7 protein-coding genes are annotated in these 6,375 nt (G+C 65.6%); all 7 read left to right on the forward strand.

Annotated elements, in window-relative coordinates; translation table 11 throughout:
* A partial coding sequence (locus ACIQ67_RS18705) for a FliI/YscN family ATPase (RefSeq protein WP_397535890.1) occupies nucleotides 1-1,252 on the forward strand: 1,252 nt, incomplete at its 5' end.
* Between the two features lie 44 nt (nucleotides 1,253-1,296).
* Nucleotides 1,297-1,767 (forward strand): flagellar export protein FliJ, encoded by a 471-nt coding sequence (fliJ, locus tag ACIQ67_RS18710; RefSeq protein ID WP_397535891.1) that lies wholly within the window; start codon nucleotides 1,297-1,299, stop codon nucleotides 1,765-1,767.
* 25 nt (nucleotides 1,768-1,792) lie between these two features.
* A complete protein-coding gene (locus ACIQ67_RS18715; protein ID WP_397535892.1) occupies nucleotides 1,793-3,199 on the forward strand; it encodes a flagellar hook-length control protein FliK in 1,407 nt (468 codons plus the stop codon).
* Between the two features lie 157 nt (nucleotides 3,200-3,356).
* Nucleotides 3,357-3,953 carry a flagellar basal body-associated FliL family protein gene (locus ACIQ67_RS18720; protein WP_397535893.1) on the forward strand — a complete coding sequence of 199 codons (597 nt, stop codon included), beginning with the start codon at nucleotides 3,357-3,359 and terminating at the stop codon, nucleotides 3,951-3,953.
* Between the two features lie 100 nt (nucleotides 3,954-4,053).
* Entirely contained in the window at nucleotides 4,054-5,058 is a 1,005-nt protein-coding gene (gene fliM, locus ACIQ67_RS18725) for a flagellar motor switch protein FliM (RefSeq protein ID WP_397535894.1), read from the forward strand.
* Nucleotides 5,048-5,485, forward strand: a complete 438-nt coding sequence (gene fliN, locus ACIQ67_RS18730) for a flagellar motor switch protein FliN (protein WP_397535895.1) — start codon at nucleotides 5,048-5,050, stop codon at nucleotides 5,483-5,485. The genes fliM and fliN overlap by 11 nt, the downstream gene beginning before the upstream one ends.
* A 64-nt stretch (nucleotides 5,486-5,549) precedes the next feature.
* On the forward strand, nucleotides 5,550-6,197 hold the full coding sequence (locus tag ACIQ67_RS18735) for a hypothetical protein (protein WP_397535896.1): 648 nt from the start codon (nucleotides 5,550-5,552) through the stop codon (nucleotides 6,195-6,197).
* Nucleotides 6,198-6,375 lie beyond the last annotated feature (178 nt).

Consider the following 6,375-nt stretch of genomic DNA (forward strand, 5'->3'; position numbering starts at 1 on the left):
CACCGGCAACAGCAGCCGCCGCGGCAGTCCGCCGGTCAAGGCCGAGGTGGTGGGCTTCTCCGGCGACCGTGCCTTTCTGATGCCCACCGACGAAGTGCAGGGCCTGTCCAGCGGCGCCATGGTGCTGCCGCGCTTCACGCCGCCGCAGGCGCCTCAGCTGGGCAAGCCACAACACCCCTGGCGCCGCGATGAGGACCGCGGCCTGCACCTGCCGATGGGCGCAGGCCTGCTGGGCCGCGTGGTCGATTCGCATGGCCATCCGCTGGACCGCGGGGGCCCGCTGGAGAACGTGCACGACGAGCCGATGATCCGCCGCCCCATCAACGCGATGGACCGCGATCCGGTGCGCACGCCCCTCGATACCGGCGTGCGCTCGATCAACTCGATGCTGACCGTGGGCCGCGGCCAGCGTCTGGGCCTGTTCGCCGGCACCGGCGTGGGCAAGTCGGTTCTGCTGGGCATGATGGCGCGCTACACGCAGGCCGATGTGATCGTGGTCGGTCTGATCGGCGAACGCGGCCGCGAGGTGAAGGAATTCATCGAGGACATCCTTGGCGAGGAAGGCATCAAGCGCTCGGTGGTGGTGGCAGCGCCCGCTGATGCGCCGCCGCTGGTGCGCATGCAGGGTGCCACCTATGCGACGGCGATTGCCGAGCACTTCCGCGACAAGGGCCAGCATGTGCTGCTGCTCATGGACTCGCTGACCCGCTATGCAATGGCGCAGCGCGAGATCGCCCTGGCCATCGGCGAGCCGCCGGCCACCAAGGGCTATCCGCCCAGCTGCTTTGCCAAGCTGCCGCAGCTGGTGGAGCGCAGCGGCAATGGACTGGCCGGCGAAGGCTCGATCACCGCCTTTTACACCGTGCTCAGCGAAGGCGACGATCAGCAGGACCCGATCGCCGATGCCGCACGAGGCATTCTGGATGGACACATCGTGCTGTCACGAGAGCTGGCCGAGGCCGGCCATTACCCGGCGATCGACATCGAGCGCTCGATCTCTCGCGTGATGGGCAATGTGGCCAGCACGCCGCATCTGGAGTCGGCGCGGCGCTTCCGGCAGCTGCTCGCCAAATACAACAAGGCGCGCGATCTGATCCAGCTCGGCGCCTACCAAAGCGGCCACGATCACGAGCTCGATATTGCCGTGCGCCTGCAGCCGGACATGGTCCGATTGCTGCAGCAGGACATGCACACACCCGCCACGCTGGGCACCAGCGTCTCGCAACTGCAAACGGTGGTCAATCAGGGCTGATTTCGGCCGATAAGCGATAGACGGAGAGCTGTACAAGGATCACCATGAGCACTACGAATCTGCAAACCCTGAGCATCCTGCTGGAACGCGCTGAAGCCGAGCGCGATCAGGCGCTTGCGTATCTGCAAGAAGTGCGCCGCGCGGCCGAGGCCGCACGCAGCCAGGCCGATCAACTGGGCCAGTACCGCAGCGAGTACCAACAGCGCTGGACCCAGCAGTTTGCGCGCGGCTCCAGCATCGACATTCTGGGCTGCTATCAGAACTTCGGCCTGCGGCTCGATCAGGCAATCGACCAGCAAGGCCTGGTGGCCAACCACCAAGACGCCCGCGTGGAACGCGCCCAGGACATGGTGCGCGAGCTTGAAATGCGCGTGGCCTCGGTGCGCAAGCTGCTGGAACGTCGCCGCGCGGAAATGTCGCGCAGCGCCCAGCGCCAGGAACAGAAAGCCACCGACGAGCAGGCGGCCCGCGCTGCGCTGGCCCAGTTCAACCCCTTCGTGCGCTTGAGCGCCTGAAGCTCTCCTCTCACCAAGGTTCAAGATGCAGTCCCTGAACAGCTCCACCGCCAAATCCTCCGCTGTGCTGCCGATGTTGGCCTGCACTGCCGCGCCCAAGGCCGGCGGCAACGCGGCTGAAACAGGGGCCAGCTTCTCGCAGATGCTGCGTGACAGCAGCCCGCCAGTGTCGGCCCCGGCACCAGCCCCTGCGCCAGCGCCGGTGCGAGACAAGGGCGAGCAGCGCAGCAAGTCAGAGGCTGACTCGGGCGCTGACAAGCCGGCCTCGAGCGAGGACGGCGAGCCACAAGCAGCGGACGGCCGTCCGGCGAGCAGTCAGGCGACGGCGCAGGCCCAGGCCTCGAAGCAGCGGCGCATGAACCAGGAGCGCGATCAGGCCTTGCGCCAGGCTGAGGCCCAGCAGCAGGCCGGCGGCCGTGCGCTTGGGGCGCGAGAAGCGGTGATGGCCGATGACGCCAAGCTGGGCGCTGCAGGTGAAACCTTTGCCGCCCGCGACAAGGACGAGTCCGGCGAGAGCCTGCTGGCCGGCGCCGACACCCTGCTGAGCGGCCTGCTGCCGACCACCGCAGTGAACCCTGCCCTTGCGGCCAAGGCTGAGGGCGCGGGCGACGCAGCCAACGCATCTCTGGCGGCCGCTGCCGCTAGCCTGCTCGCGGGCAAGGCGCATGACGACGCTGCGGCGGCGCAATCCAAGTCCATTGAAACTGATGCACAGCCGTCGGCCCGCCCGGCCGCGCTAGACATCCAGTCCAAGAACCAGGCCGCCCCGGCACAAGCCCTTGAGCTGTCGACTCAGGACCTGCAGCAGCAACAGCCTCTGCAAGCGTCGAGCAGCGACACAGCCAGCTTTGCGAGCGAGCTTCACAAGGCTGAACAGACTTCGCCGGCGGCGACAACGCCATCCCTGCCGGCCTTCAGCCATGCGGCAGCGGCAGCGGCAACCGCCCATCAGACAGAAGCCAAGACCGCGGCGGCGGAGACAGGGGCGAGGCTGGACCTTGCCGCTCGCATGGAGTCGCCGCAGTTTGCTTCCGAAATGTCGGCACGCCTGAGCGTGCTGGCCGCTGATGGCGTGCAGCGCGCCGAACTGCATCTGAATCCGGCCGAGATGGGGCCGGTGTCGGTGCAGATCGTGCTGGATGGCCAGCAGGCACAGATCTCCTTCCATGCCGAGCATGGCGAAACCCGCGCGGTGCTGGAAAGCAGCTTGCCCGAGCTGGCCGGCGCCCTGCGCGAGCAAGGCCTGACCCTGAGCGGCGGTGGTGTCTTCCAGCAGTCTGCCGAACAGCGCCAGGCCCAGACCTCAGACCCTGGTAGCCGCTCAGGCCGCAACGCTGACAAGACGGACGACGATGCCGACTCAGCGGCCACCGTCAGCAGCATGGCGCCGCCAGCACGTCAGCTGCGCGGCGTCGTTGATGTGTATGCCTGAGCGTCTGGACACTGGGCATCATGGGCCTGCGCGATCACCCGTTTTACCCCGCTATTCGCGGCATGCGTGGCGGGCGTTTTCTCAATAATCACGGCATCATTAGCAGTGGCAGGCGCCGTCGCCATGCCACTGCAGCAGACAGCATCTAGGAGTCCTTATGGCCACGCCGCCCGCAGCCGCTGACGCCCCGCCCGCCAGCGGCGGCAAGAAGAAGCTCATCATCATCCTAGCCGTCGTGCTGGTACTGGTGTTGGGCGGCGGTGCCGCGGCCGTGCTTCTGCTGAAGAAGAAGGCGCCGGCCGAAGGCGAGGATGGCGAGGAGCAAGCCGCTGCTGTCCACACGCCTGCCGCCGCGCCCAAGCCCGGCACCCCACCCGTGTTCGTGCCACTGGAGCCGTTCACCGTCAACCTGGCGGACCGGGACGTGGATCGCTTCGCACAGGTTGGCGTCACGCTGGAGGTGGTGGACGCCAAGTTCGGCGAGCAGGTCAAGCTGTACATGCCAGCCATCCGCAGCAACATCCTGATGGTGCTGTCGCACAAGATGGCCGCCGACTTGCTGAGCCTGGAAGGCAAGCAGAAGCTGGCCAAGGAGATCAATCGCGAGGCGGTGCGCCCCATGGGCATCGAACTCGACGACGAAGAGGAAGAACCGCCGCCGGATGAAGCGCCCAAGAAGAAGAAGAAAAAGAAGAAGCCCTCCGTCGTGAGCCCGGTCCTCAACGTCCACTTCTCCAACTTCATCGTCCAGTAGTCATGAACTGCCCTGCTGACTTCGTCACCCGCCCGAAAGCGGCTGCCGCTCGCCCTGCGCGACGACCCGGTGACGCGTCCCTGAAAGTCGGAGGCTCGCAATGAATCAGCAAATCCTCTCGCAAGACGAAGTCGATGCCCTGTTGCAAGGCATCACCGGTGAGAGCCAGAAGCTTGAGCAGGAAGAGGAACAGGTCGGCGGCATACGCGACTACAACCTCGCCAGCCAGGAACGCATCGTTCGTGGGCGCATGCCCACGATGGAAATCATCAACGAGCGCTTCGCCCGCAACATCCGCGTCGGCCTGTTCAACTTCATTCGCAAGAGCCCGGAAGTCGCGATCGGCGGCATCAAGGTGCAGAAGTATTCGGCCTTCCTGCGCGAGATCGTGGTGCCGACCAACTTCAACATCGTCTCGGTCAAGCCGCTGCGCGGCTCGGGGCTGATCGTCTGCGACCCGACCCTGGTGTTCGCGGTGATCGATTCGCTGTTCGGCGGAATCGGCAAGTTCCACGCCCGCATCGAAGGCCGCGATTTCTCGGCCACCGAGCAGCGCGTGATCCTGCGCCTGGTGGAGGTCATCACTGCCGAATACCAGAAGGCCTGGAAAGGCGTGTATCCGCTGGAGCTGGAATACCAGCGCTCGGAGATGCAGCCGCAGTTCGCCAACATCGCCACCCCCAGCGAGATTGTGGTCTCGACCTCGTTCACGCTGGAAGTGGGCGAGACCACCGGCACGGTCTACTTCTGTATTCCCTACTCCACGCTGGAGCCGATTCGAGACGTGCTGTACTCGACCACGGTCGGCGATTCAGCGGAGCCAGACCGCCGCTGGGTGAATCTGCTCAAGCACCAGATTCAGGCGGCCGAAGTTGAACTGGTGGCCGAGCTGGGCCATGCGCCCGCCACGGTCGAGCAGTTGCTGGCCTTCAAGCCTGGCGATTTCATCGAGCTCGACCTCGAAGCGATGATCCACGCCAAGGTCGACGGGGTGCCTGTGTTCGACTGCCATTACGGCACGTCGAACGGCAAGTACTCCATCAAAGTGGACAAGATGCTGACCAGCCCGGACCAGGGCTGGCTGGGAGCCCGAAATGTCACCTGACAGCCCATCTCAAGAAGAACAGGACGCGATGGCGGCCGAATGGGCCGCGGCACTTGCCGAGGCCAAGCCCGCCGAAGTGGCCGAGGAGGTGCAGGCCGCCGCCGAGCAGGTGGCACCGGCCAGCTTCACCAACTTCGCGCCCACGCCGGGCAATATGCCCGGCAACGACATCAACATGATCCTGGACATCCCGGTCCAGCTGACGGTTGAGTTGGGGCGCACGCGCATTCCGATCAAGAACATCCTGCAGCTGGCGCAAGGCTCGGTGGTCGAGCTCGACGCACTGGCCGGCGAGCCGATGGACGTGCTGGTCAACGGCTACCTGATCGCCCAGGGCGAGGTGGTGGTGGTGAACGACAAGTTCGGCATCCGCCTGACCGACATCGTGACGCCGTCCGAGCGCATGCGGCGCCTGAGCAAGGCCTGAGGCACGAGACCAGCGCGCTGCGCATGAGGCTTTGGCGGCGAACTGGGCTGGCACGAGAGCAGCGATGAACTGTGACTACTTCAGCATCGGCGAGTACTGCGCGACAGCGGCACAGATCCGGCGCGTCAGCGGCCGCGAGAGCGCCTACTTCTTTGATTGGCTGGTGACGCCGGGTGCCAGCTTCGATTGCTTCGCGAAGCCCGTGCAGGGTTTCCTGCGCTCCGGCAACTGGGACATCGTCGGCGAGCCTGGCAACGAAGGCATCCGGGTCCGCGATCTGGACTCACAGCTGCTCTTCCAGCATGAGTTTCCGACGCTCGACGGCAAGATCGATCGGGACCGCGTCGAGGCCCATCTGCAGACCGCCCGCGAGAAGTTCAGCTACCTGCGACGCAAGACCGAAGACGCCATGCGGAGCACCCGTTGCGGCGTGCTGATCCGGGCCGAGAACGGCCTGAAGACGGCCGATGAAGCGCTGGCACGGCTGGCGCAGATCCAGGCCACCTTCCTGCCCATCAATCCTGACTTGAAGGTGGTCATAGCATCGACGGGCTTCTGCCAGGAGTTCGAGCACCCGGATTGCCTGCTGCTCAAGCTCAAGCCGTCGGCCGAGTGGTTTGGCGACTTTCCCTCGTGGGATCGCCTGTTCCAGATTGCAGAGTCGAAATTCGCTCAGCAGGACTTGCACGTTCGATGCACCCAGGCCGCGTGACGGGCCACGTGACGCGGATTCGGCGCTGCGCCAGGCAGAGCCGAGCAAACTCAATGCCCCAGCGAGCGCCGGTTTTCCGCCGCTGACGCTTGGATTGCCTCGCGGCATGGCGCGCAACAATGGCTGCGCCATGAACAATTCCCTCCTCCCCCTGCTCTGGTTCGCCGCGATCATCGCG

The organism is Roseateles sp. (genome assembly GCF_044373315.1).
GTDB lineage: Bacteria > Pseudomonadota > Gammaproteobacteria > Burkholderiales > Burkholderiaceae_C > JACDQM01.